Genomic DNA, 25,547 nt, shown 5'->3' on the forward strand with positions numbered 1-25,547 from the left:
CGGACTAAACCGAAACCAGTTTTCGGCAAACGGCTCAAGGCATCGTGAATCATCCTTGGTTATTACCCACCATTATCGCGGCTACGCCTTCCGCCTTTTTTCTATTTTTTATTTACCTATATTTATATAAAAAAGAAGGACAGAAGTCTTTGCTTGCCTGGTCCATCTGCTGGGTTTTCCATCTTTTAGGTTACTTCGGAAATATTTTACAAGTAGGAGGTGTTGATTCTTACAGATATTTCCCCGCCTTCTCTATCGATTTTATAAGAGCTCTTTTCCAATTCCTAGGATGTTTTTATTTTTTAAATAGGCCATTCTCCAGACCATTCCAAGTTCTATTTGCATTGGCCGGTCTATGGGCGATGTATTTGGATTTTGAGAAGATAAAAGATATTTATATGATCTGGCCTATCTATATTTTGATAGGCGGGTCCCAAATTTATACAGGCATCATTTTTCTCAGAACTAAAAACCTGATCCCAAGCTTAGGAAAGATCATTGCAGGTTGGATCTTTATCTTTTGGGGACTTCATGTTCTTAATTATCCTTTTCTGAGATTCCATCCTGAATTCGGATTTATAGGTTTCTTCCTCGCCGGCCTTTTTAGATTCTCTTCCGCGATCGTAATACTTTTAGTATTTTTCGAAGAAACAAAAGCGGCACTTTCCAAAACGGAAGAGAATTACAAAAAGATAGTAGATACCACCTTAGAAGGGATCTGGCTCATCGATAAAGAAGCCAAAACTAGATTCGTAAATCCTAAAATGGCGGAATTTTTAGGGATGAGTGAGAAGGAACTCATCGGCAAAAGTTTATTCGATTTTATTACGGTCGATCAAATGAACTTGGTGAACAAAAGATTGGAAGAAAGAAGACAAGGGCAGGCGGAAGTACATGATTTCTTTTTCAAACGTCCCGACGGAGAATCCGTTTGGCTTTTGATGTCTACGAACCCGATCTTCGATCCTCAAGGTAATTATGACGGCGCACTCGCCATGTGCACAGACATCACCTATTATAAAAAGACGGAAACTGCATTAAAAGAAAGTGAAAGACAACTTTCTACTTTGATCCGGAACCTTCCGGGTATCGCCTATCGTTGTGCATATGATCCTAACTGGACGATGGAGTTCATCAGCGAGGGTTGTTTCGAGCTTACCGGTTATTCTCCTTCGGACTTCGTTTCCAATCGTACGGTCGCCTTTGGGGAGATCATTCATCCGGATGATGCAGAAAGGGTTTTTAATGAAGTTACTACGGCTGTTAGTAAAAATATTCCGTATCGACTTCTCTATAGGATCTATCAGAGAAGCGGAGAAATGCGCTGGGCATTCGAACAAGGCTCCGGGGTCAAAAGCGAGAATGGAGAATTGATCGCTCTCGAAGGTTTTATCATGGATTTCACCCAAGTAAAACTTGCGGAAGAAATTATGGCGAATGCCCTCCATGAGAAGGATATCTTACTCAAAGAAGTTCATCATAGGGTCAAAAATTATCTACAGGTTTTATCCAGTTTACTTTCCATCCAATTGGAACAGGTGGAAGCAAGCAATCCTGTCCAAGTTCTGACCGAATCCCAAAATAGAATATTGTCCATGGCCTATGTGCATGAATCTTTATATGGAAAGCATAAGATCAGCGACGAATTTTTCCCGGAGTTCGTAAGCAGGCTTGTGGACAGTCTTCTCAAATCCTTCGGCCATAAAAAGGAAGAGATCCAAATTTTCCTAAATTGTGAATCTCTTCCGATCAAACAGAATTCCGCAATCCCGATCGGTTTGATCCTGAATGAGTTGGTTACTAACGTTCTAAAACATGCATTCTCTTTTAAAAAACATTCCGAGGAGAAGATCATCAAGATCTCCTTTTACAAGGACGGAAATTGGATCCATTTGGATGTTACGGATAACGGAAAGGGTAAATCTTCGGATCCTAAATCCGAGGACTCTATGGGTCTGGAACTTGTGGACCTTTTGACTAAGCAGCTAAAAGGTTCCGTGATGGATCTTTCTTCCGAGCAAGGGACTGTTACTAGGATAAGATTCCCAGCTTCTTATTAGAGATTTGGATGTAGGAGTTCCTACAGTGGAATCTCCATTCTAAATCCCCTGAACCTTCACCTCTCTTAAACTTGCTTCCCCCACTACCTCAGGTTCTCGATGAGTCACTTCTCTAAAAGTATCGAAGTAATTCTCATGATTGGTTCCCATAATCCTATCCCAAATATTAAAATACAAACTATAATTACAGTTAAAGTATTTATGATGCATATTATGGTGAGTAGTAGAATTATGAAGTCTTAGTATTCTATTCTCTATGAACCCTTTCGGAAAAAGTTCGAAAGAAAGATGTCCCAATACATTCAAAAAATTGCTGTAAAAGAAAAATACCACAAGAGCAGTCGTGTGCACTGGCAAGAACAGGATCACCAGCGGAACGATCCCTGCTTCTACAACTGCTTCGTAAGGATGAAAAGAAAATGCAGCCCAAGGAGAAGGATTCGTGGACTTATGATGGACCAAATGCATTCTTTTAAATAGAAGAGGATGGTGCATCAATCGATGGGTCCAATAAAAATAAGTGTCGTGCAGGAATATTAAGGCAACAATGCTGAATAGAAGATAAGGAACTCCATAGTCTTCTACTTTATCATAGATAAAAGTCCAGCCGGCCTTCTTCATTAAAACTACTAAAATTCCGGAAGCAGCAAAGATCAAAAGAGTGATCGCCGAATATTTGAGTTCGTAAGAAATTTTATCTTTTTCAGGAAGTTTTTTCTGGATAATCTTGTGCTTGAGCTTATCTTTAAAGATCACCCAAATAAAAATATAAGCGATCCCTGCCATCAAGATATAGCGGAACCATAGTATCCCTAAGGTAAGAAAATAATAAGCAGTATAACCAATTTGATCAGTGATCTCGTTCATCCCGTTCTCTCCGTGTATACACAGTTTACACGATAGGATGAGGTTAAGCCTATCTGAATTTTAAAAATCTCTAGCTGATTTCGAAATCGGCGGTACTTTTTAGGGATTCGTCCCTGCCACGATTGCGGCGGAATTCTGTAGGAGTGACCCCGGTAAGTTCTTTAAATGCACGGTTGAAAGGTCCTAAGGATTGATAGCCCAAATCCATAGCGACCCTAATAATAGGGATCTCGTCTTTTCCGGAGTCCAAAAGAATTTCACAGGCTTCTTGGATCCTGTAACGATTTAAGAAGTCCGGAAAATTCCTAAAACCCATTGCCTGATTGATCAACCTTCTGAGTTTATATTCCTGTACTTCTAGATCTTCTGCAAGCTGCCCGATCGTCAGACCTTCTTTTCTATAAAGTTTAGTTTCTTCGAATGCGGAGACTAATTTTTTCTTCAATGCCGGATCGGCATAAACTGCTTTTTCTTCTTTGTCCTCTGATTCTTCCGGTCTTGGATCCACGAGACCTTCTTTCAATTCGAAAACCAAATACATGAATGCGAGTATAAGTCCCCAAGCAAGGACCACATTCGCTAAATCTAAAATTTCAGATAAGACCTTACCTCTTAAGATCAGGTGAGAGAACATATTAAAAGTGATCACACTTCCGGTCATCAGAATATGGATCTCACGTAACCTTCTTCTTGTTTCGATCAAATCGTCCTTTCGTCCCGAATAGATCCGTATGATTGCCGCCACAACGAAGCCCAAGGATAGAAGAGTAGGAATAATGATATGAGCAAGGACAGTTTCCGAAACTATGGGTCCTCTCATATTGATCAGTTCCAGCACGGGATAGACTGACCAAGCAGAGACTCCAACCTTACCGATCAGTAAAAGCCAATACCAAAATTTGATCTCAAAATGATCTTCGAAGATTGCGAGGCTTATCATCCAAAAGAAAAAAGGTAAACTGATAAGACCGGCAAATAAAAATACGCGGATAGAATAAGGGATCTTTAAATCTGGATCCAAGGAAAGAATGATATAACATACGATCCCGAAAGAAAACCCTCCTGCGATCCGTATCCTAAAATCGTAAATATACCTCCATCCTAAGAGTCCGATGATGAAGATTAAATTCGAAAGACAGAATAAATGTAATATGTCCGTGATCTGTGAGATCAAATGAGTTCTTCCAGTTTTTCCAATTCTCCCCAAAAGTCCTTTGTTTGTAAACCAGGAAGAAATTTCCGGATCAAGCTGCTATCTATAAAACTGTCCTCTCTATCCATCTTTTCTTCCGGAACAGCCTGGATCTTGCCATGATCTTCTAAAAATCTAAAGATCTCTAACCATGTATGCCATTGCCCATCTGATAAAATTAACTCGGAAGGCAGATCGTTTCCGGGGTAAGATAGAAGTAAACGTACCGCTTCCGAAATATCATCCGCATGGATCAGATTCAATTGTCGTTTTGTCTTTTTAACAGAACCCTTTCTTGCCCAGTTGGCTGGATTTCTACCGGGTCCATAGATCCCGGAAAGGCGGAGGATCTTACCACCCTTCTCCAAAAATTGTAACTCCGTTTCGTAACGATCATGTTCCGGATCTAGAGAAGTTTTTTCGGTGATATCGGATGTGATCCTTTGATAGATGCTAGTAGATCCAAACATCCAGACCGTTTTGGAAATAGAGAATATAGTATCAAAAACCTGTTCTCTATTTTCCAATTTTTGAGCGGGGAAGGTGATAAGGCTCGAGTCAAATACTTGACCTTCATTTTCTTTGCGAAATTTTTCCAAGGCTTTCATATCGGACAGATCCAGAAGAATAGAACCTTCGACCTGCGTAACACGAGAAATCCCTATAACAGTATTCTCTTTTTTTAATGTACTTAGAATACGCAGGCCGGTATAACCCAGCCCAAAAACCGCAAACTTAGGCATTACTCCAGACCGAGTCTCTTATAGATCAAACCTACCTTATCTAAGTAAGGAGAAATTTGGAAGATAGAATCCAGATCTCCAGGTTTCAAAACCTTTTGCACCTTAGGATCTTCCGCAAGTCTAGTCTTCAGGTTCTGAGAAACATCCGCCCAAACTGCCATCGCATGGCCTTGCACGATCGTATACGCGTCTTCTCTGGTGATCCCGCCTTTTTCGATCAAATGAAGAAGAACTTTTTGAGAAAAGATCAGACCTCTTGTGGTTCCCAAAGTTCTTTCGATCGCATCAGGATACACATGCAGATTTTTTACCACGAATAACATTTTATCCAGAATATATTCAAGAGCGATCGTAGAATCCGGAACAACTATCCTTTCTGCGGAAGAATGAGAAATATCTCTTTCATGCCATAAGGCAACGTTTTGCAAAGCGGTAGAAACATTAGAACGGATCACTCTGGAAATTCCGGAGATCCTTTCACAAATCACTGGATTTCTTTTATGAGGCATTGCAGAAGATCCTTTCTGCCCCGGAGAAAAAGGTTCCTCCACTTCTCTGCCTTCCGTTTTTTGAAGAAGACGAACTTCAGTTGCAAAACGATCCAAACTCGCAGCAGTCACACCTAACGCGGACATATAAGCAGCATGTCTATCTCTGGAAACCACTTGTGTTGCGATCGGGTCCGGCTTGAGTCCTAACTTCTCACAAACATATTCTTCTATGTCGGGTTCTATATTGGAATAAGTTCCGACCGCGCCTGATAATTTTCCTACGGCAACTTCTTCTTTTGCCAGGGCCATACGCACCCTGTTTCTTTTCATTTCTTCGTAGAATAATGCGAATTTCAAACCTAAAGTCATCGGTTCTGCATGAATACCATGAGATCTGCCTATACAAGGAAGGTCTCTGTATTGGATCGCCTTCTCTTTTATCGCTTCGATCAACTGATCCGTTTTTTTCAGGATCAGATCCATTGCTTGGACCATCTGAACACAAAGTGCAGTGTCCCCGATATCGGAAGAAGTGAGGCCGTAATGCACATGGCGGCCTGCAGGTCCGATATAAGAATTCATATTAGTTAAGAATGCGATAACGTCATGGTGAACCTTGGCCTCTATCTCCAAAATTTCATCCACATTGAATCTTGCTTTGGAACGGATCTCTTCGAAGTCTTCCTTAGGAACCTCTCCCTTTTTCATCCGGGCTTCGGTTGCCAATATTTCTATCTCTTTCCAAATATCGAATTTGTTCTCCAATTCCCAAATTTTAGAAATTTCCGGATTCGAATACCGATCAATCATTCCAGTTTCCTCGGGGAAATACCCCCATTGATAGGATTTTTATCCCAGGTTGTCCCGTAAACGGCTTTTCCCCTAAAGTTTTCGCACGGAGTCCACAGAGGACACGGAGAAGAAACTGAGACGCTAAGTTATTTTCCACGCAGAGCCGCTGTGACGCGGAGAGAAAAAAACGAAGGAAGGAGTTCCTGCAAACAATTCCGCAATTTCCTAGGTCTACCCACCCTGAAAAATCCTCCGCGGCTTTGCGTCTCTGCGTGCAATTAACTCTGTGTTCTCCGTGATCTCTGTGCGAACCTACTTACCCTAGTTCAAAAGAACTCACGAACTCTTTGATCAGATTAATATGATCCACTTCAGGAGAAGGGTTTTCCTTACTAGGCTCGTATAGATGTTCATCAAAAACATGGTAATCGAAAATTTTAAGTTCAAAGTCGGGGATGGTGATGATGATATTTTCGGAATGAATGTCGAAGATCAATTTTTCTTCGGACGCGAGATAGCGGGTCACTTCTATCACTCTATGAAAGTCCAAAGCGATCTTTTTGAGTTTAGATTTATTGATGATCCCGAATCTGTGAGTATCGAAGTTCAATTTCCATTTGGGAAAAAGTGCATCCTGGATCGGGTTTTGTCTCACCTTCTCATTCAATCGAATGAATTCTTTTAAGTGTTTTCCTGGTAATAAATTTTGGTTATCACAAGGAGTCAGTGTGACCACAGGAATACCGAATGGACTCCTCCTAAAACGTAAGCCCATAAAAAATCGAGTGGGAAGTACAAGATCGGGAATCAGACTTTTTAGTTTCCAATAATGAAGTCTTTCCAATCCTAAACGAGCAAACTTAAAACGGATCTCGTCTCTTTTGGACTCTCCCCATACGGATTTTTGCAAATGATGCATGAGTCCGATCTCTTCCGGTTTTAAATAACGTTCCAGATTATTCTGCACTTCTTTATATAAAGAACCAAAAATAGGATCCGAAGGAAGTTTGGATTTTCCTATCTTGACCACTTGGTTCCAAGGAAGTGTGTATACGAATTTATAAGAACCTCTTCCTATATAATTATCCGAGGCGAGAGGCATAAAATTATCTAAAAATTCCCTCCCATATCTATGCGTTATCCGAAACACATGAGATACTGGAAAAAGTTTTTCGTAAAATTTTCGCGCAAAACCTGACTGCCTGAGGCGGAAGTCGATGGGCAGATCCTCTTTTGGGATCTGAGAATCCGCCCTGTCCGGATCAAAAAATAATTCTTTATCTAGACCCTTTTCCAGGATCTCTATAAAGCTGGGGATCCCGGGAGAGTTCCAAAAATTTCGGATCGCTTCTCCGAATTCGCTGAATCTTCCCTTTTTTGCCATCAGAATCCCAAACCTTATTTGGAATGGTAGTACAAGTCTCTTTTATAAGGAGGAAGAGCCGTTTTATTCTTCTTAGAATTTTCTAGAGCCTTGTCCTTTTCTTCGTCTATCCACCATAAAGACTTGGCTGCACCTTCACCGGAATATCTGGCGAGAGGATTTTCAGGAGTTCCGAATCGATTCCAATAAAGAACTCTTGTGGATTTAATTCCCCAAAGAAGAACGTAAGGCACCTCTTTAGTTAAGATCTTATCTATCTTCTTTAAGATTTCCGTTCTTTTTTTAATATCGAATTCCGTTTTTTGCTGCTCTATGAGTTTGTCCACTTCTGGGTTTTTGAAACCGTTATAATTATTCTGTCCGTTCTCATTCGCGTATTTAGAATCCCAATGATGTTCAGGGTCCGGGAAAGAACTTCCAGCTCCCCAAGCAGCCCAGGTAACATCGAAATCATACTTGTCCATTCTTTCGGACCAGTTCGCAAGATCAGTGCTTTCAATAGTAACTTGGATGCCCAATTCTTTCACTCTTTCCATAAATAGAGTAAAATATTTTTCTACACTTCTATCTCTTTCTAAAATATGGATCACAAATTGTTGACCGTCTTTTTCCAAGAAACCTTTTGCATTCGGCTTCCATCCCGCTTCTGCAAAAAGTTTTTTAGCAGCCTCCGGATCATAATCTATCGCAGGATTCGGTAATTGGCCTTCTTCCCAAACGGAGCCGTAATAAGAATCGGTGAGCTGGTATTCTCCGAATGCAAGTTTATCCACCATAAGTTTTCTGTTCACTAAATGAGCGATCGCCTTTCTGATACGAACATCGTCGAAAGGTTTTCTTCTCATATTGAATGCCCAGCCTTGGAAGCCCGACTTTTTATCATTATAGATCTTTTGTTTTACGATATAATTTTTATCGAAAGGTTCCCCTGTGGTTTCCTGGACCCAGGTAGCCGCCTTATATACGGGATATAGATCTATATCACCTTTTTTGAATGCTTGGAAAGCGACTGCATCGTCGTTAAATACCTTAAAGATCAGAGTATCGAAGTTATCCGTTCCTTTATAAAAAGGATAAGCCCTCATCCAATAATCGTTCCTACGTTTCATTTTTACGTAGATCCCTTTTTTAGCGGACTGCAATTCATAAGGCCCTGAGATCACAGGAAACTCGAAATTCTCCTTATTAAAATCCTTTCCGTTATAATAGTGTTCCGGAAGAATAAAAAAATCATAAGCGATAAATTCAAAGTTCTTCCAGTGGATCTCTTTTTGAGTGAATTCAACTTCGAATTCATTCACCAATTTAGGAGCTTCAAAACGAGAAAGATCGATCCGATGAAGTGCGGTATTATTCTTTTTGTTCATGATAATTTCATAAGTAAATAATACGTCTTTAGCAGTGATAGGTTTGCCATCACTCCATCTTGCGTTTTTGTCCAGATTGAATGTAAAAGTTTTTTTATCGGAAGAGATCTTCCAAGAAGAAGCAAGTTTAGGAAGAGGTTCCATCGTAATCGGATGTCTTTCCAAAAGTGGTTCGAACATCTGCCCAAAGATCTCTGCAGTGGTGGAGAAATTTTCCAAATACCAGTTCAGAGATTTAGGATACTGATGGCTATAGATCCTGAATATCCCTCCCCTTTTTGCATTAGGAGAAACAGAAGGATTCGGTTTTCTCAATGCTTCCGGTATACTATTCGGATCGCCCTCCCAAGGAATATCTTCGGTCGCTACTGAAATTTGGACTTCTTCCTTATCTTTACAGCCGTTGAATGAGAAAGTAATTACGGATAATAAAAGTGTAAAATAGCAAATGTTTAGGAATTTGGAATTTTTTAGAGCAAGGTTCAAAGCACACCTCTTAGGAATGTTCGTGTTCGAAAGCTTCCGGGAAAACCCGATTTCAGGCAAACTTAAATGTAAAATTTTCGATGAAAAGATAGAAGGACCAAACCTCGCGGAGAATCCTTATTTAACCCTATGAGCAAAGACAACGTCCGGGATCCGTTTCAAATTGCCTAGGATCTCCTTTAATTGGTCCAAATGTTCCACTTCTATCATGAAGCGGGCCATCAAAGTATCTTTTTGTACTGTAGAAGCTCCTGCTTCCAAAATATTCGTTTGGGTCCCGGAGATACTTTTTACCATCTCTAGATAAATTCCCTGACGATCCTTTGCTTTCACTTCCACCCGAACTGGCACAGGTTCCGTTTGGCCATAGTCCCAATCCACGGTGATCTGCCTGAGTTGTTCTTCTTCTCTTTGTTTTAAAGCGACACTACAGTTCTTCTTATGAACGGAAACACCACGTCCTCTAGTTACAAAACCGATGATCTGGTCCCCAGGAAGAGGAGAACAACAACCGGAAAGTCGCACAGGAATATCACGTAGTCCCGCTACCAAAATTTTCCCGCCTGCGACCTGGCCTTGTGCCTGAGTTTGTTTAGAAACTTTTTCGGAAGGTTTACGTTTAAGTTCTTCTAATACTTCCGCGTTGAGAGTAAGTTCTGCCGCACTCTCTGCACCTTGTGCAAGATCCTTGCTTGTCTCTTCTCTGAGTTTTCTAAAATAAGCGCGTAACTTTTGTCTGGCAGAAGGAGTTTTAACGATACGAAGCCAGATGGGAGAAGGTTTGGATCTTTTGTCCACTACAACTTCTACCTGATCACCACTGCGTAGTTCCGTACGAAGAGGGATCATTCTACCGTTGATCTTTGCTCCCTTACAATGCAAACCCACATCGGTATGGATCCTAAATGCGAAGTCTAGAACTGTAGCACCTTTTGGAAGTTGTATAATCTCTCCCTTAGGAGTGAAAACGAATACTTCATCTTCGTGAAGATCGTATTTTAATTCTTCTAAAAATTCTTTAGGATCTAAAGCGGAATCCTGCCAAGTCTGTAGGACTTCCAACCACTTAACCGTTAGATGTCTTTCATTAGCGTGGGTTTTACCTTCTTTATAGACCCAATGGGCAGCGATCCCGAATTCGGCGATCGCATTCATCTCTGCGGTACGGATCTGCACCTCCAAAGGTTTCCCATCGGGACCGATCACCGTGGTATGAAGTGATTGGTACATATTCGTCTTAGGAGTTGCGATATAATCCTTAAATCTTCCCGGAACAGGAGACCAAAGTGTATGCACAATTCCTAATACTCCGTAACAATCCTTGATCTCATCCGTAACGATACGGATCGCTCTTAGATCGAAAATTTCATCGAAGGTTTTTTCCTTCGTTTTCATCTTACGATAGATGGAGAAAAAATGTTTCGCCCTTCCTTCTACATTCGCGTTGATCTGTATTTCAGCGAGTCTCTGTTTCAGGATGAGCTGTAATTTTTCTATATAATCTTCTCTTTCTGATTTTTTAGCGCTGATACGCTTTTTAATGTCCTGGTATTCTTCCGGAAAGATAACCTGGAACGCTAGATCTTCTAGTTCAGATTTAACCGAGTAGATACCGAGTCTTCCTGCGATTGGAGCGTATAAGGAAAGAGTTTCGTTTGCGATCCTTCTCTGTTTTTCAGGAGGTTGGAAAGAAAGAGTCCTCATATTATGGGTCTTATCCGCAAGTTTGATCAGAATGACCCGAATATCCTGGATGGTCGCGATGATGATCTTTCTGATATTCTCGGCAGCTTCCGTTTCTTTGGATTGGCTTTTGATCTGAGAAATTTTAGTAACACCTTCCACAAGTTGAGTGATCTCTGTTCCGAAGTCACGGACCATATCTTCTCTTGTGTATTTTGTGTCCTCGATCACATCATGAAGGATCCCTGCGGAGATTACCTTCTCATCCAGTCCCAACTCATATAAAATAAAACCTACTTGGAGAGGATGAACGATATAAGGTTCACCAGAAAGACGGAACTGTCCCTGGTGAGAATCTTCGGAAACCTTATAGGCTTTTTCGATCATTTCCAAGGCTTCGGGACCCATGGTTTCCCGAACCCCTTCGATTAACATTTCTTTGGTGGCAGGAGCCTTAACAAATCCCATTCTTAGGTCCTTATATCCAAACCAAGATCCAAAAATCTGGTAGTATGAGTCAGGTATCCCATGCTCACTCCTACTCCAGGAAATTCGGACAATGCTTCTAATTTTTCAGGAGTGATCCCTCCGGAACATTCTATTAGGATTTTAGGATTTTTTTCTTTTACCCTTCGGAACGCTTCTCGTGTATCAGGTATATTAAAATTATCTAATAATAAAACGTCCGGTTCCGCTTCGAGTGCGTCTTCCAATTGATCCAAGGAATCTATTTCCAATTCCACCATTCTTCCCGGAAAATTGGATCTGATCTTTCCTACTGGGATTTTTGCAGATCCGAATAAAGCCAAATGATTGTCTTTGATCATCGCCATTTCAGAAAGATCCAATCTATGGTTGGAACCTCCGCCGCAATACACCGCATACTTTGCAAGTTTCCTGTAACCTGGGAGTGTCTTTCTGGTATCCAGGATCATTATACCCTTAGACCCGTACTGATCCACGATCTTTCTAGTCGAAGTAGAAATACCGGAAAGATATTGTAAGAAGTTTAGAAGGATCCTTTCTACACGCAGCATGGAGAGGAGACTGCCTTGTATCTCTGCGATCTTATCCCCTTTGACGAATTTTTCTCCGTCTTTAAAGAAGAAGTTAAACTGCAAATCTCCGTCGGAAAGTTTGGAGAGCACCAGAGAGACACCGCTTCCGCAGAGAATACCTTCTTCCCTTGCATTTAAGTACGCGATCGCTTTTTGATCTGGAGAGAATAAGGAAACAGACGTTATATCTTGGTCAGGACAATCCTCGTCCCATGCCATTTTAGCCAGGGGAAAATAATCCTCTGCGCTCGTCTCTGATATAGGCTTAGTATAAGCCCTCTTCACTTGGAATTCACCGCTAAGTAAAACTGTTTCGAATAATAAATGAGGATCAAGCGGAATTCGAAATTTTCATACTCCGTAAAAAAGAAAGGCCCGGAAAAATCCGAGCCTCACATTCGTTAGAGTTGCTAAAATATTAGACTTATATTAACGAGCTTCTTCGTCGCTTTCTTGTTCACCAGAATCGGAAGGCTGCTCATTTTCTGTAGAAGGTGCTGGAGTAGAAGGCTCTTCTTCTTCCGGTTCTTGCTCAGAAGTGGAAGCTGGAGGAGTTGTAGTCTCTTCCTTCTTCTCCTCTGGTGTAGAAGCTTCTACTTTGTCGCTTCCAGTCTGCTTTTTAGGATCGAATTTAGTGGATCCTTTAGCAGGTGGAATTAGCAATACTTGTTTAGGATAGATCAAGTTTGGATTTTTGATCTTTCCGCGGTTCGCATCATAGATACGTTTCCAAAGTTTAGAAGTACCGTAATGTTGTTTGTAAGCGGAAATTCTCCAGAGGCAATCTGCAGGAATTTTCTTACGAACTACGTATTTTTTCCAACCTTCAGGAAGTTCTCCGGAAGAAGAAGCAGTTGAATCTTCTCCTTTTCTGGTGGAAGAAGAACTAGAATCTCCTGCATCACCTTTGCGGCCCGCAACTGAAGATCCAGTGCGTAATCTTTCTGCGATATCATCAGACTGATCTACTACGATTCGAGAGAGTCTGATCGCTTCTTCCGATCTACCGATAGAATCTTCGTATTTTTCGGAAGAATATAGATCTTCTGCGGAAGCTAAAGACTCATCCGCTGCTTTTAAGTTCTCGTCCGCTCTTTGGTAAGAAGTTTGGAGATCTTTGCTGGATTTCAGTTTGGACTGATCGATCCCGGAAAGTTTATCCTTAGCTTTTCCGATAGAATCTTTTGCTTCTGCCTTCTTCTTGAGTGCGTAAGCTTGGATGTTTTTAGCTACAAGTTCTGCTGATTTTTTGCGAATATCATCTACTTCGGAATAACCTTCTTTGATCTTTCCTTCGTCGATTTTCGCCTTAGCAGCATTCAAACGTTCTCTAGTTTGAGAAACTTCTGGGTCCCCACCACCCGCATATCTGTCCGCATCATCCAGATTTTTTTCGATATCTGCAAGAGAATCGATCAACTGTTGTTTTTGGGAAAGAGCCAAAGACTTGGCATCAGTTGCCGCTTTTTTGGACTCTAAATATTTTTTATTACTTTGTTCGAACTGATCGAAAGCAGCAAGACGAGTCTTGAGTTTTGCATCGTCTCCGGATTCCTTAGAATAGGATTCCAAAGTGCGATCTGCATTATCTCTTAGAGTGTCCCCTTCTTTCTTAAGCTCTACTGCATTATTATAAGGTTCTGCAGCGAGTTGAGAAGCATAAGCCTCATCCGCTTCATTGATAGCGGTGTTAGCCTGAGTCTTAGAATCCTCAGTCAATTGAGGATAAGATTTTTCTAATGCATCATACGCCTTACTTTTTGCGTATTCGGCGCTTTTTTTGGTCTCGCCTAAGTCTTCGTTGGAAGCTTTTTCATGAGCAGTCAAAAGACTTTTGCGAGCTTCCTCGAATTCTCCGGAAGCGTATCTTTCTGCACCTGCGTCTTTAGCGCGAGTGATAGCGGTTTTTGCTTCCGCCAATTCTTTTACGGGTAGTTCCGACCCACAGGCAACTAGGAATCCTAAAACTCCCAGTACCAATGATGGGAACGATATAGCTCGAAAAGTTTTCATTTGTTTTGCACCAGCCAGAGGATCGTTAGAGTGTGCCTTACTTATTTGAAGGCAGCGACTGCATCAGCTTCGTTATCAAAGATCTCGAAGAATGATGTTAATTTAGTTAATTCAAATACCTTTCTTACGGAACCCGCAACGTTGATAATTTTAAGTCCACCCTGGTATTTTTTTAAGTTAGAGAGGCTGGAAATCAAAGCACCGATTCCGGATGAGTCGATATAAGAGACCTTTTCCAGATTGATAATCGTATAGTATTTCTGCTCTTCAATGAGCTTTGCGATCACATCCTTAATCTCAGGGGCGTTGTATAAATCGATCTCCCCATTGATGTCCAGAATGACGATGTTACCGCTTTCCCTTCTGGTGATTTCCATAAAAAATCAGCAACTCCTTTCTTTATCTGTTTGAACCATCCTACAATAGGGGGGTCATTCTCTATATAGTCAACGAGAAATTTCCGGTCTTTCGTACAAATTTTTCCATTTAACGAAAAACTCGCTGAAATTTCCAACTTCGATGGAATGTCGAAGTTCTTTCATGAACTTTTTCATAAAATGCAGATTATGGTACGTGCTCAAGGAAAATGCGCTTAGCTCTTTCACGTGATGCAGGTGTCTGATATACCCAATGCTGTATCTTTTACACACTTTACATTCGCATTCCGGGTCCATCGGCTCATCTAGAAGCTTCCATTTCTCATTTCTGAGATTCACTTTTCCTTGAGAGGTGAATACTTGCCCATTTCTAGCGTTGCGGGTGGGAAGAACACAGTCAAACATGTCGACTCCGTTCCGAACTCCTTCCAAAATATCCGGAACAGTTCCTACTCCCATCAGATATAATGGTCTAGTCCTGTCGGTATAGGAGGAAATTCCTTCCATAGTTCTAATAAAATCAGGTCTCGGTTCTCCCACGGAAAGACCTCCGATCGCAATTCCTGAGAATGGGAGTGATCGGATCTTGTCCAGACTTTCCAATCTCAGATCTAAATTGGTTCCACCTTGGAAAATCCCGAATAGAAATTGATTACGTTTGTCTTTCATCCAGTAATTCACGGCTTCTTCTGCCCAGCGATGAGTTCTGTCTAAAGCGTCTTTGATCCTAGAAACAGTTCCATCTCCCGGAGGACAATCGTCCAGCACCATCATAATGTCGGAACCGATCGCTCTTTGGATATCGATCACTTTCTGGGGTGTGAAAAAATGAGGACTTCCGTCTATATGAGAGCGGAACTCCACTCCTTCTTGTTTGAATTTTACGAGAGAATTCAGGCTGAAAACTTGGAAACCACCGCTGTCAGTGAGCAGAGCCTTTTTGTACGAAACAAAGTTTTTAAGTCCGCCGAATTTTTCCAGGACCTCTGTGCCCGGACGAAGATATAGATGATATGTATTTCCTAAGATCAGTTCGTAACCTAACTCATCTATATCGTCGGAATCCAGGGACTTGACGGCACCTCTTGTGCCCACAGGCATAAAAACTGGTGTTGGAATTTCTATTCCGTTGAGAGATAAGGTTCCGGTGCGAGCGAAAGAATTTGGATCCGAAACCCTGGATCTATAGATCATTTTTTGTTCGGACAATTCGGATCCAAACAAGTGCCGTAAATATTTAAACTATGACCGGTGATCTTAAATCCGTTGCTTGCAGCAGCCTGCTCTTGCAACTGTTCGATCCTTTCATCCATGAATTCTACGATCCTGCCGCAGTCTCCACAGATAATATGATCGTGATGAGTATGACCTATGATATGTTCGTAATACTTATAATCTTGGCCGAAATTATGCTCCTGCAATAATTTCGCTTCCACCATGATGGATAGAATTCTGTAAATGGTGGCCTTGGAAATTTTATCCCTCTGGTCCTTGAATTCTTCCAAGAGGCTTTCCGCAGTAAAGTGATTGTGCAGGGAGAAAATACGTTCTGCGACTAACATCCTTTGGTTGGTGATCTTCAGTCCCTTCTTCTGTAAGTAATCAGAAAAAGTTTTCATCTCCATCCGGATGGAATCGTCTACGGTTTTCAGAATTTCAGTTTCTCGATCTTTATTCATTTTTCAGGAGAAGATGGAACTAGTTTGCAGAATTTTCCTTTCGGATCAAGGAATTTCGAGTGTTCACATTCTTTTCCACAATTTAAGATCCGGTTATGAGAATTATCAAGTGGAATTTCATTTTTAGGAAATGAAATACTTACTCTTCCTCACCTTCTATCTTGCCCGCTATAGAATAGTACCAGGCTCTTTCCAATTCTTCTGCGATACGGACCGCAAGAATTTTGAGTAATCTGGTCTGGGCCTGGCCCTCTGTTTCCATAAAACCAACTTGGTCCGAGTAGATAATTCTCGCGGGGATTTCAGTTCTTTCTAATGGAATTTTTTCGCCCCCGGCTTTTTGGAGTTCCACCTTACAGACTACGAACATCTCTTTACTCAGTTGCTGGCCGCCCTGATCCAAAAGAGCTCCTACCTGTTGGTAATGACTGACCTCTCCGTAGATACGATATGCGGCTTGGGATTTCTCCCTAGTCTGGATAAATCTTCCTCTATAATTGATCTCTTGTTTTACCAGATCGGAAAGAGTGGTATGCATTGCGATCCCATAAGAATTGTTCCGAAAATTCTGCACATACACGGTGCGTTTGGAATCCGGGATGGGAATGCCGTCAATTTTAGGAGGATTGCCGGGCTCCCGAGTCATATAAGTGCAAGAACTTAGGCAAAATACCAGAAAAATCGGAACTAAAATCCTCATAACATCATGCTTTTCCCGGAGTACAGAGAGGCAAGGATAAAGTGCAGACATTCAGTCACCACCCAAAGAGCCTTCCGGTAAATTTCTCAGATTTCAGGCTTTACAATTTAGAGGAACCGGATCTGAATTCGCAAATGGGAAAAAATTTCCTAAAACTTTTTCCACTGATCTCACTTCGATCCGGGTTCCTAATTCTTCTGCTCTTGCTTTCAGGAGGAGAAGGTAATGCAGGCGAAACCGATCCTAAAGTATCTGCAGTTTCCCCCAATTTAAAGACAAGTCCTACGGTTCAAAAAAATATTTGGGACGATCTAACACCAGAGGTTTTAGCTGATCTGGGAAATTTAGGTTTTCCAATGGAGATGGAAACCCCCATCTCAGGTTCCTATGCGGAATACAGAGTGCACCATCTTCATATGGGATGTGATTTTAAAACATTTCACACGAACGGGATCGCGGCAATCTCTCCATTCCAAGGATATGTAGAATCGATAGGCCAATCCACAAAAGGATACGGTTCTAATATAATTTTAAGATCTTCAGGTTCCAATTTAAAGGCAAAGTTTGCCCACTTACTGGACTTCAAAGGTTTCAGAAAGGACCTAGATCTACTGAGAGAAGCTTTGGCATTACTCAGCGGCGGGGAGTTTCAGGTAAAACTTTCTCCAGGTTCTTATAATCTCCCCAAAGGAGAAAATATAGCAAGGTTAGGTGAATCGGGAACAGGGGTCAGCCACCTTCATTTTGAATTACATTTACCTAATGGAACTTTAAATCCTCTCCCCTATTTGCCCTTAAGAGGAAAGGACAGATATTCCCCGGAACTTTTATTACTATACGTGGACTCCGAAGATGGAGTGCAGGCAAGACTACCATTAGAAAAAAAGGGCGAAGGCAAATTTACACTTCCAGGAAATCAAAAACTGAATTTGGCGGGAGGAGTTCGCTTTAGGTTGGGAGCCTACGACCAAATGACCTCTCGCAACAAAAACAATTTATTCTTTGCAGGACTCTATAAGGACGAGACAACTTTATACGAAAGATCCTTCCGAGGAATGAGCTATGAAGAAGCAAGGATCCATCATGATATCTTCGACTCGAACCGATCTTCTTTAAATCCACCCGTTTATGTTTATAATCTATTCCCTGCAAAAGGACCTAGCATCGACCTTAGGAATTTCGAAACTGGAAGTATAGTCAAGCTGACTCTCAAAGCATCGGATCACGCAGGAAATCATTCCATTCTCCCCTTAGAAATAGAAGTCGGGACCATCCATACCAAAAAACCATCCATTACAAAAACTGAATTTAATTCCTCGGATGGGATCCTAAAGATCAAAACTCCCAACAAGACGACCTATGGGCAAGGCTCCTTGGTCTTCAAAAAAATCGAAAAATTGGAAGAAGATCTGAAACTACCGGAAGGACTCAAATCAAAGGGTTCCATTTACGAATTAGAATCTTCCGACCTCTCTTGGGTGGGAGAAGCTGAACTTACATGGAGAGGCGCAAGCTTAGGTAAAAAAGACGGGATCTATATCTACGATAAGGCTTCTAAAAAATGGTCCGCCTTAAAACAAAAAGGCCAAATTGTATTACTCACTAAGCTTGGGGCATTAGCAATTCTGACGGATGACGCAAAACCTGCAGTGAATTATCCATACCTGATCACAAGACATAGAAGGATCAAGGGCCAGGAAGAAGAAGGTGTCGAAGAAAGATTATACACGGTTTCCGACACAGGCTCCGGGTATGCAGGCGGCGCGGAAGTTTTGTTAGAAGGGGAAATTTACCCCAGTGAATTCGATGCAGACCGCAAAATGCTGATCATCAAATTCCCCAAAACTTTCTCTGCATGGAAAAAGTACATGTTACTTCAGATCCGGATCAAAGATCGCGCAGGAAATTCTTCCGATTGGTTTACTGATCTGGTGAGATTTTAGTTTTAGAGACGCGGAGTTTAAAAAAGCCGCAAAGAAATTCTCACGCAGAGGCACAGAGTCGCGGAGAATTGTTAGCATGTAGGAACTCCTACAAGACTCTCTGCGTCTTCGCGGCTCTGCGTGAACTTGTTTTTACTCTGCGCCTCAATCCTGGTTTTGTAGAGAGTATCTGCTGATCTGCAGAACCTTAAACTTGGTTTCCGCTCCACCAAGATTTAAAGAAGCGTTATCTCCCACTTTTTTACCTAAAAGAGACTTAGCTAATGGAGACTGGTAAGAAATAATATTTCTTTCAGTATCCGCGTCCCAAGCTCCCAAGATAGAATAAGTTTGGTCTTCTCCACTGGACTCGTTTTTGAGTTTTACAGTGGTTCCGATATTGATACGATCCGTTTTTACGTTGGAAAGATCTAGAACGATAGCAGCCTTGAGTTCTGCTTCCAGTTTTTTGATCTGAGCTTGGAGCTGGACTTGTTTTTCCATAGCGGCTTTGTATTCCGCATTCTCTCTTAAGTCCCCTCTTTCCTGAGCCTCTCCGATATCTCTGGAGTTTTCAGGCATCTCCACGTTCACCAAATGATCGAACTCCGCTTTTTTAGCGTTTAGAGCACGGCGAGTAACCATAACCGCGTTTTCTGGAATTCTTGCCAGAACGTCCTCGTCCTCTTCATCATCATCCTCTTCTTCCCAGATCAAATCAGGTTTCAGAACTCGGATGAGAGACATCAATTTGTCTTTTTCAGTCTCTTCGATATAAGGAACTTCTCTATAAAGAGCGTACACTTTGCGAATATACTCGGAGTCTCCGTTTTGGATCGCCTCGCTGATCACTGCTGCATCGTTCCCGAATAGGATCTCTTGGCAGGTGTTCTTAAGCTTGGTTCCTTTTTCCTCGATCTTGTTCAGAGGTTTTAATAAGCGAAGAACTCTCAGGATCAGATCCTGTCTAGAAACATTCATCCATTCTTCTTCCCAGGTTTTGAGAAGGATAGATTTTGCCACCCAAAGGAATACTTCAGGATTTTCTTTAGCGCGGCTGGATGAGGTTTCGATGAATAAATTCAGTTCAGCGAATTTACCGTCCGCTTCCAGAACGGAAACAACGTATTTGTTATTCTTAACAGGAACTTCGAATAGAAGTCCGACAAGGATATTGACCCAATCGGAATGTGATTTTTTCACTAAGTCTACGAAAGACTTTTTGATATCCAAGTTGCTGATCTTAGAAGAATATTCCAGGACCTCTTCTCTTTTGAGAGATTTAACGATCTTGGAAACATCATCCAATTTTTGGTATCTTTGGAAATCATAAGGACTTCCGTCTTCTCCTTCCATGGTAGAAGCGACTTCGTCCAGATATAGATAGGCAACTATCTTGCGGAAAGAATCGTGAGTCTGCTCTTCTTCGAAATAATGATGAGCGAAAGTATCGATCGCCGATTCAGCTTCTTCTTTGTTTCGAAGTGCTTCGATAGCGATGTCCAAACGTTTAGCAGGATCCGCGTTCGCGTTGAATTTTTCGGTCAATTCTTCCGCGTAAGTGATCGGTTTTTCTCTATACCAGAGTTCGTCTTTTTTCTTAGGGTTAAAGCCCAGGTTATCTTCTTTTTTGATAACATTCTTAGCTTTATTCCACCATTTAGACCAATCAACAACAGGGATAAATTTCCCTGCGATCTCCGCCTTCATTTCTGCAACCAACATATGGTTTTCGAAAGAAGTTAATAATTCCTTAAAGAAGCCGGGAACATCGGTCTCGAATAGAGAAACAACGGAAGCTTTGTCTTCGTAGAATCTCACCCAGATATGATCTCCTTTTAAAGGTTTCAAACTGGTGATCGCCATTTGGATGGAAAGTTTATGATTCTTCTTATCTTTGAAGTCTACGAAGATAGAATCTCCGTTAGGCGAAATAGAAACGATCTTGCCTACTCCCCAGTTCCTATGAAGAACATAGTTGCCGGTATCGAATACGATGTTTCTTTCGAAGTTGGAAATACAAACCTTAACAGGTTTTCTGTTATTTCCCAACTCGGACATTTTTAAGAAATCTTCCAACAAGCTGTGGTTGGCGTATTTCAGTTTATAAACTCTGATCAGTTCGTTTCTTGCTTTGTTGGAAACAGGCTCATGATCCAGGATCTTTTTCAGAAGATAGATCACTCTATCCCAATCTTCGGTGATCTTGAACGGTTCCACTAAAGGATAAAGATAACCTGCAAGACGGGTCTTTTCGCGGTGACCTAAAAGGATACGTTCTATCTTTTCTACGAACTGGATATCATCGTAGCTATTAGTTACGAAAATCGGCCAGATCTCTTCGAACTGTACGTATTCTTTCGTTTTTGCAAAGGTTTCGATCGCTTGTTTTAGATAAGCGACCGCCTTCTCTTTGTTTTCATCAAGAATTGCTAATGCGTATTTTTTAGCGATTTCCGGGTTCTTGCGGTCTTGTTTTGCAAGTTTTTCCAGGATAGGCTTCAGCTCTTTATTCTTCTTTAGTTTTTCAAGAGCTTCCGCTTTGAAACGAAGAGCGTAACGGTCCTCTCCGAATTTTAGAATATTATCAGTGATATGTTCAATGATGACCCATTTGCCGGCTTGTTTGAAAGAATCCAGAAGGGTTTTGAAATAAGAAGCAGCGTCTATACTTCCTTTTTGTAGTCCAAGTAATCCAAGCATGTATCTTGCGGAAATACTTTCAGAATGATCGGCAAGATGTTCTTCCAATTTTGTTTTGGCAGAATCTATAAGTCCGGATGATTGAAAGGATTCTATAAGATCGTCGTAAATTTTAAATTTAGATGCTGGAATGGAATTTGCGTCCGAGCGTACATAAATCTCCTCGTTAAAAAGAGAAGTCAGCTTGTCCAGTTCGCTGGCAGGCTTAGTTTCCGCGGTTGTCGCAGTTTCGTTAGACATAGGAATTACTCCGCCGACGGGGTCGGCATTCAAAAATAGGTTCGGATGGGCGGTTTTTTTGTCTCTTAAGAGCCCTTTCAGATCAATTATAGCAGCTTAGGCTTATCCGTAAACTAGAATTTGGGAGGAAGAGACTTGGAAGGTCTTTACTTGTCACTTAGGGAAGCATTTTGGCATTTATTTTTGTTTTAGAGACAGAGAGATTGAAGGAGTCGCAGAGCTTATGGCACGCAGAGGCACAGAGCCGCAGAGGATTTAGGTAATAGGAGTTCCTACAATCTTAAGTCTCTGTGTCTTAGCGTCTCTGCGTGAGAAAAATCTCGGTGTCTCTTTTACCTCTGCCTTCTCCGTGCGAAACCGTTCGGGAATAAAAAAGATGCGGGAAAAATTCTCTCTCCGGAAATTCCACAGATCAACCTTCTCTTTGTGAGAAAGAGTAGATCTTTCCTATTCGATACCATTTTTTACAAATGGCAAATTTTCAAAAGAAAACATACCTTTTCAGCGGGACCTTTCATAAAGCCCTGTCATGAAATCTAACAAATAGGATATAATTTGAAATAGCCTTTAGTGTGAAAAATCTCTGCGCCTTGGCGTCTCTGCGTGCCATAAGCTCTGCGACTCTTTCAAACTCTGTGCCTCTGCCCCTAAAACAAAAAAACGCGGGAGAGTTCCCGCGTTTCGTCAGAGTCCGACTGTGAGAAAGGCTTACTTGCCGTTTCCACCACCTTCACATTCTTTCTCAGCTTTCACTTTCAACATCTTATCCAACTTACGTTTGGAACGACAGTCGTCCGCATCGAAGTCGATAGAAGCTCCGTCGAAGTGAACCTCGAATACGTCGGAAAGAACCCTTAACTCATCAAAGAAAAGATAAACAGTTTCTCCACTCGTATCGTTACGAGAGCGAATTTTAAATTGTTTGAATACAAGTGTCTTCACTTGCGGATAAGAGTTTACGTCTTGAGGAACTCCGGTAGGGATCTCGAAAGTAAGAGGTCTCCAGCCGATAAAGTCCAGATCTCCGAATTGGAAGATGTGAGAATCGCCTTTCCAATCTTCTAACCAACCTTCAAGATTATATTCGTTACCACGACCGCAAACCCAAACAGAAACCGCTTTTACGATCCCTGGAAATTCTACACCATAGATCTTGAATTCTTTTCTTTTGTTGTTCGCATCCAAGTAAGCCATTTTACGAGTGATCTCATATTCAGGAGTACGAGGTGGACGGATAGTAACTGAGTTATCTCCAGGGAAAGTGAATGCGAACTTCACTCCCAAAACTTTTCCTGTCCCTGCGTCTACGTTCTTGATGTCTCCAGGTTTTCCAGGAAGAAGTTTAACTTCTCTCAATGCTTGCGCGTTAGAAGCAGCAGGCTGGTACTGACCCTGTTGTTGTCCTTGAGGAACTTGGGTATCCTTATCAGTGCTGACTTCCCAACCGTAAGGAGCAGAACCGGAAGGATTATCCCAGGATTCCACAGTGATGGAACGTAACTCCATCCCGCTTACGTCGATACCGGTAGGAGTTTCGATCCCGCCTTTTTTCTTTTTGATAAATTGCGCACTTACGGTCCCGAGAAGAAGGATGGAAGAAATACCTACTACTACTGCCGCGGTGATTTTAGTTTTTTTGCTGAGGTTTTTCATACGTTTCCTACCCGGAAGATCACCAATTGTCCTTAATTTCAGAACCAGGATACTTCGTATCAGATTTATCGGCACGAACTTCCAAATCATCTACATAAAAGTAGAAGCTTCCACCCACTTCATGAACATCGCTGGTCACGAAAAGGGAAACGAATCTTAGGTTCTTGTCCAATAATGCAAATCTGGTACTTTGAGGAACAAATCCCGGAACAGTTGCAGTTAACTTTCTCCAACCGAAATAATCCAAGCGACCCATTCTGATATTATGGGTTTTTCCTCTATAGTCTCTCAGTTTAACGAATAGAGTATGACGGAATTTTCTTCCCAGAGCCCAAATAGAGATCTGGCGAGCTTTTCCTTTTACGATATATTCGTGAGGAGGGAAAACTTCTACACGATCGAATCCTCTATCGTTATAAAAAGTTTTGATACCGAGGATATGGTTCTTTTCTAACTGGTCTCCACCATTATCCGGAACGGTATTCTCATCGAACACGTCACGGATCAGACCTCTTTGAACCATCTTAAGAGTTTTAGTCTCTCCCAGGGGAGTAGTAGACTTAGCTCTCCAGTCTTCGGACTCCTCGAAGTTTTCGAGTATAATTTTCTCGAGGGGATCCGGTGCTTGGCCGCCTTGACCACCGCCTTGGTTCCCTCCCGCTGGCTGCTGACCGGAAGTCCCGGTAATCGCCAAGAAAAAGAGAACGCTAGCTAATAAGTACGTCTTTTTCCCCATGAGAACATCTCCTAAAGATTTAGTGCAATCCAATCTAATTCTGAGAGGGAGGGATGTCCGTAATTTCTCCATCCTGAATCAGGTCTTGGAACTTACGTAATACCTCGATCATCTTTCCGACACCTTCTGCCGGAATGAATATGGAAGATTTTTTGCTATTGGACCATTCGGAAACTTTTAAGTAGTATCCGTTCTCGTTCCGTTTTAGATCTACCAGAAACTTTTTGTTCTGGGTGGCGACCTTCTCCGTTAGGATTTCGGGGTCCAAATAGATTTCTCCTTCCCGTCTCTGTGTATAAATATCGGTAGCCTAAGTTCCAAAATTAGCCAAGTAAAAAGTTTTTTGCGTATCGGAAGAAAAAATCGAAAAAATCCCACCCGTAGACCGAAAAGCAGGCCACATCCCCGCGGTATATTATGAGACATAATTCGGCAGAAGTAGGGTTTTTACACAGAGACACTAAGACACAAAGGGTTTTAGATTACTTTCTGAAGAATAAATATATTGTAGGAACTCCTATTTGTCAAAACCTCCGCGGCTCTGCGCCTCTGTGTGAGCATAACTTTGTGCCTCTCTTCAAACTCCGTGGCTCTAAACTCCGCGTCTCTTATTCCAGACCAAGATCCCGATGATCCAAATATAGTTCAAAGCGAGAAGGCCCGCAAGTCCAAGGACCCCCATATTGAACAAAACTTCTTCCGGATTAGAGATCGGGAGAAGTATCCGGGGGTTTTTAGGAAGATCGAAACCGAACTTTTTACAGGCATCCAGGACCGCTTCCGCATAATACGAGTTCAACCCTGCGATATTGGAATGGGACAGAGACTGCCCTACTCTGGCGTTCTGCTTCTCCCAATCGCATACTTTTTCGGAAAATTGTGGGCATACGGCCCAGGTTAGGACCTCGTCACCTTCTTTCCAATCGGATGAAACCCAGGGCGCCACATGGAAATACAATGTTTTCTTAATGGAACCTGGAGTGGTCTTAGTGACCTGGTATTTGTATAAGAATTTAGAATCCGTGAATCTATAGATATGAGAATTAGAAGGTCCACTGTCTTTTTGGAAGATCGTCTGTTCCGGAGATTTTAGTCCGAGGAAGAAGCCGAATGCATGGCTCAAGTAAAGTGCAGAAACAGGTGCTGAGATAAATCCAAGGAATAAAGCGAAGAATATACTATTTCCGTAAAACTTGGTCAGCCTTAGGGTCATAAAGAACATAGGAAGAAATAAAAAACCAAGGCAGGCGATCGTGGAGATCAATGTTCCGAAAAGGCCGATCGGCAGGAAGAGTGCTGCCATTCCGTTTACGAACAGAAGGCCTAGGCCGAGTAATCTCCAAGGAGGTTCCGGCTTTTTAGGTTTTTGGTTTTCCCAGTTTTTGACTAAGGCAAACATCT

20 protein-coding genes are annotated in these 25,547 nt (G+C 41.8%); 2 read left to right on the forward strand and 18 right to left on the reverse strand.

Features of this window, described 5'->3' with window-relative positions; genetic code table 11:
* The first annotated feature begins 44 nt into the window (after nt 1–44).
* Nucleotides 45–2,060 carry a PAS domain S-box protein gene (locus tag EHR06_RS09675; RefSeq protein ID WP_135756814.1) on the forward strand — a complete coding sequence of 672 codons (2,016 nt, stop codon included), beginning with the start codon at nt 45–47 and terminating at the stop codon, nt 2,058–2,060.
* 39 nt (nt 2,061–2,099) lie between these two features.
* Here EHR06_RS09675 and EHR06_RS09680 read toward each other — a convergent pair whose 3' ends face one another.
* From EHR06_RS09680 to EHR06_RS09740, 13 genes are all read right to left on the reverse strand, one after another.
* Nucleotides 2,100–2,927 carry a sterol desaturase family protein gene (locus EHR06_RS09680; RefSeq protein ID WP_135756815.1) on the reverse strand — a complete coding sequence of 276 codons (828 nt, stop codon included), beginning with the start codon at nt 2,925–2,927 and terminating at the stop codon, nt 2,100–2,102.
* A gap of 70 nt (nt 2,928–2,997) precedes the next feature.
* Nucleotides 2,998–4,101, reverse strand: coding sequence for an AraC family transcriptional regulator (locus tag EHR06_RS09685; protein ID WP_135756816.1), 1,104 nt, complete (start codon nt 4,099–4,101; stop codon nt 2,998–3,000).
* Nucleotides 4,098–4,862, reverse strand: coding sequence for a Rossmann-fold NAD(P)-binding domain-containing protein (locus EHR06_RS09690; protein ID WP_135756817.1), 765 nt, complete (start codon nt 4,860–4,862; stop codon nt 4,098–4,100). Before EHR06_RS09690 ends, EHR06_RS09685 begins: the two co-directional genes overlap by 4 nt.
* Nucleotides 4,862–6,163, reverse strand: coding sequence for an adenylosuccinate lyase (purB, locus tag EHR06_RS09695; RefSeq protein WP_135756818.1), 1,302 nt, complete (start codon nt 6,161–6,163; stop codon nt 4,862–4,864). The genes EHR06_RS09690 and purB overlap by 1 nt, the downstream gene beginning before the upstream one ends.
* Nucleotides 6,164–6,461: 298 nt before the next feature.
* A complete protein-coding gene (locus EHR06_RS09700) occupies nt 6,462–7,529 on the reverse strand; it encodes a hypothetical protein (RefSeq protein ID WP_135756819.1) in 1,068 nt (355 codons plus the stop codon).
* A gap of 14 nt (nt 7,530–7,543) precedes the next feature.
* Complete coding sequence (locus EHR06_RS09705; RefSeq protein ID WP_135756820.1) at nt 7,544–9,382, reverse strand: extracellular solute-binding protein; 1,839 nt, start codon at nt 9,380–9,382, stop codon at nt 7,544–7,546.
* Nucleotides 9,383–9,499: 117 nt separating this feature from the next.
* Entirely contained in the window at nt 9,500–11,533 is a 2,034-nt protein-coding gene (locus EHR06_RS09710) for a RelA/SpoT family protein (protein WP_135756821.1), read from the reverse strand.
* A 2-nt stretch (nt 11,534–11,535) separates the two neighbouring features.
* Entirely contained in the window at nt 11,536–12,408 is an 873-nt protein-coding gene (nadC, locus tag EHR06_RS09715; protein ID WP_135756822.1) for a carboxylating nicotinate-nucleotide diphosphorylase, read from the reverse strand.
* Between the two features lie 144 nt (nt 12,409–12,552).
* Nucleotides 12,553–14,136: a lipoprotein LipL71 gene (locus EHR06_RS09720; protein ID WP_135756823.1), complete on the reverse strand. Its 1,584-nt coding sequence runs from the start codon at nt 14,134–14,136 to the stop codon at nt 12,553–12,555.
* A gap of 41 nt (nt 14,137–14,177) precedes the next feature.
* Complete coding sequence (locus tag EHR06_RS09725; protein ID WP_008595243.1) at nt 14,178–14,513, reverse strand: STAS domain-containing protein; 336 nt, start codon at nt 14,511–14,513, stop codon at nt 14,178–14,180.
* 69 nt (nt 14,514–14,582) lie between these two features.
* Entirely contained in the window at nt 14,583–15,707 is a 1,125-nt protein-coding gene (tgt, locus tag EHR06_RS09730) for a tRNA guanosine(34) transglycosylase Tgt (RefSeq protein WP_167492286.1), read from the reverse strand.
* Nucleotides 15,704–16,192 (reverse strand): Fur family transcriptional regulator, encoded by a 489-nt coding sequence (locus EHR06_RS09735; protein WP_008595524.1) that lies wholly within the window; start codon nt 16,190–16,192, stop codon nt 15,704–15,706. Before EHR06_RS09735 ends, tgt begins: the two co-directional genes overlap by 4 nt.
* A 139-nt stretch (nt 16,193–16,331) precedes the next feature.
* The gene (locus tag EHR06_RS09740; RefSeq protein ID WP_135756825.1) at nt 16,332–16,892 is read right to left on the reverse strand and encodes an LPS assembly lipoprotein LptE; all 561 of its coding nucleotides are present in this window, start codon (nt 16,890–16,892) and stop codon (nt 16,332–16,334) included.
* 134 nt (nt 16,893–17,026) lie between these two features.
* On the opposite strand from EHR06_RS09740, the gene EHR06_RS09745 reads away from it, so the two are divergent.
* The gene (locus EHR06_RS09745; protein WP_135756826.1) at nt 17,027–18,835 is read left to right on the forward strand and encodes a M23 family metallopeptidase; all 1,809 of its coding nucleotides are present in this window, start codon (nt 17,027–17,029) and stop codon (nt 18,833–18,835) included.
* A gap of 144 nt (nt 18,836–18,979) precedes the next feature.
* Here EHR06_RS09745 and greA read toward each other — a convergent pair whose 3' ends face one another.
* The 5 genes from greA to EHR06_RS09770 form a co-directional block, all read right to left on the reverse strand.
* Nucleotides 18,980–21,757, reverse strand: a complete 2,778-nt coding sequence (gene greA / locus EHR06_RS09750; RefSeq protein WP_135756827.1) for a transcription elongation factor GreA — start codon at nt 21,755–21,757, stop codon at nt 18,980–18,982.
* Between the two features lie 708 nt (nt 21,758–22,465).
* Nucleotides 22,466–23,410, reverse strand: a complete 945-nt coding sequence (gene flaA1, locus EHR06_RS09755) for a flagellar filament outer layer protein FlaA1 (RefSeq protein ID WP_135756828.1) — start codon at nt 23,408–23,410, stop codon at nt 22,466–22,468.
* A 19-nt stretch (nt 23,411–23,429) separates the two neighbouring features.
* Nucleotides 23,430–24,146 carry a flagellar filament outer layer protein FlaA2 gene (flaA2, locus tag EHR06_RS09760; RefSeq protein ID WP_135756829.1) on the reverse strand — a complete coding sequence of 239 codons (717 nt, stop codon included), beginning with the start codon at nt 24,144–24,146 and terminating at the stop codon, nt 23,430–23,432.
* A 34-nt stretch (nt 24,147–24,180) separates the two neighbouring features.
* Nucleotides 24,181–24,414 carry a DNA-binding protein gene (locus tag EHR06_RS09765; RefSeq protein ID WP_100710530.1) on the reverse strand — a complete coding sequence of 78 codons (234 nt, stop codon included), beginning with the start codon at nt 24,412–24,414 and terminating at the stop codon, nt 24,181–24,183.
* A 324-nt stretch (nt 24,415–24,738) separates the two neighbouring features.
* A complete protein-coding gene (locus EHR06_RS09770; RefSeq protein WP_135756830.1) occupies nt 24,739–25,545 on the reverse strand; it encodes a hypothetical protein in 807 nt (268 codons plus the stop codon).
* Between the last annotated feature and the right edge of the window lie 2 nt (nt 25,546–25,547).

It is taken from the genome of Leptospira dzoumogneensis (genome assembly GCF_004770895.1).
Taxonomy (GTDB): Bacteria; Spirochaetota; Leptospiria; order Leptospirales; family Leptospiraceae; genus Leptospira_B; species Leptospira_B dzoumogneensis.

Coding starts and splice junctions, on each gene's coding strand:
- EHR06_RS09690 (WP_135756817.1), bottom strand. CDS start 4,862: ATGCCTAAGTTTGCGGTTTTTGGGCTGGGTTATACCGGCCTGCGTATT.
- EHR06_RS09700 (WP_135756819.1), bottom strand. CDS start 7,529: ATGGCAAAAAAGGGAAGATTCAGCGAATTCGGAGAAGCGATCCGAAAT.
- EHR06_RS09680 (WP_135756815.1), bottom strand. CDS start 2,927: ATGAACGAGATCACTGATCAAATTGGTTATACTGCTTATTATTTTCTT.
- EHR06_RS09745 (WP_135756826.1), top strand. CDS start 17,027: ATGGGAAAAAATTTCCTAAAACTTTTTCCACTGATCTCACTTCGATCC.
- EHR06_RS09720 (WP_135756823.1), bottom strand. CDS start 14,136: ATGAAAACTTTTCGAGCTATATCGTTCCCATCATTGGTACTGGGAGTT.
- purB (WP_135756818.1), bottom strand. CDS start 6,163: ATGATTGATCGGTATTCGAATCCGGAAATTTCTAAAATTTGGGAATTG.
- tgt (WP_167492286.1), bottom strand. CDS start 15,707: ATGATCTATAGATCCAGGGTTTCGGATCCAAATTCTTTCGCTCGCACC.
- EHR06_RS09735 (WP_008595524.1), bottom strand. CDS start 16,192: ATGAATAAAGATCGAGAAACTGAAATTCTGAAAACCGTAGACGATTCC.
- EHR06_RS09740 (WP_135756825.1), bottom strand. CDS start 16,892: ATGAGGATTTTAGTTCCGATTTTTCTGGTATTTTGCCTAAGTTCTTGC.
- EHR06_RS09725 (WP_008595243.1), bottom strand. CDS start 14,513: ATGGAAATCACCAGAAGGGAAAGCGGTAACATCGTCATTCTGGACATC.
- EHR06_RS09710 (WP_135756821.1), bottom strand. CDS start 11,533: ATGGGATTTGTTAAGGCTCCTGCCACCAAAGAAATGTTAATCGAAGGG.
- flaA1 (WP_135756828.1), bottom strand. CDS start 23,410: ATGAAAAACCTCAGCAAAAAAACTAAAATCACCGCGGCAGTAGTAGTA.
- flaA2 (WP_135756829.1), bottom strand. CDS start 24,146: ATGGGGAAAAAGACGTACTTATTAGCTAGCGTTCTCTTTTTCTTGGCG.
- greA (WP_135756827.1), bottom strand. CDS start 21,757: ATGTCTAACGAAACTGCGACAACCGCGGAAACTAAGCCTGCCAGCGAA.
- EHR06_RS09770 (WP_135756830.1), bottom strand. CDS start 25,545: ATGTTTGCCTTAGTCAAAAACTGGGAAAACCAAAAACCTAAAAAGCCG.